The organism is Brevibacillus daliensis, from assembly GCF_021245735.1.
GTDB lineage: Bacteria > Bacillota > Bacilli > Brevibacillales > Brevibacillaceae > Brevibacillus_B > Brevibacillus_B daliensis.
The window spans coordinates 1-612 of sequence record NZ_JAJISB010000075.1 but is presented as its reverse complement, the minus strand read 5'-3'; the positions used below and the strand labels follow the sequence as shown (position 1 = coordinate 612).

General features: G+C 44.1%; 2 protein-coding genes. Both read left to right on the top strand.

The annotated features are described in order from the left end of the window. Nucleotides 1-284: helix-turn-helix domain-containing protein (locus LM917_RS24280; RefSeq protein ID WP_232700275.1), on the top strand; the 284-nt coding region annotated here is incomplete at its 5' end. Nucleotides 285-298: 14 nt separating this feature from the next. Then, nucleotides 299-612, top strand: a 314-nt coding sequence (locus tag LM917_RS24690) for an IS3 family transposase (protein WP_232700274.1), incomplete at its 3' end; no start/stop codon positions are given.

The window sequence follows — 612 nt, the reverse complement described above, 5'->3', positions numbered from 1 at the left end:
TTGATATTGTCCTGTACTGTCTTGCGCATCAACAGAACTACCGAATGGCCGCGGAACGGTATCAGGTTTCCTACCAACAAGTGTACCAGTGGGTAAAAAAGTATGAGGGTGGTGGGCAGGAGGCATTACAAGACGGTCGGGGACGAAAAAAATCAGATGAGGAGTTAACCGAAACAGACCACCAAAAACTCGCCTTGAAGAAGTTGGAGTATGAAAATGAGCGGCTTCGAGCGGAGATTGCTTTCTTAAAAAAGTTACAGGAATTGAAAAGGAGGCGAGTTTAAGACAGCACCGTCAGGTGTATATTTACCTAGCCATCCAGTCCGTTCAGCGAGAAGGTGCATTTAGTCTACAGCTTCTATGCGACATTGCGGGGGTTCCACGTTCAAGTTATTACAAATGGCTAAACCATAAACCTAGTTTACGTGAACAGGAGAACCTCCAACTTACTCAGGCCATGCTTTTACTCTATGAGCAGGTTAGAGGCATCTACGGGTACCGTCGGTTAACCCTTCATTTACGTCGACAAACCAAATTGAAAATTAACCATAAACGGATAAAACGCCTTATGAATTTAGCTGGAATCCAATCGGTTATTCGCAGAAAGAAAAA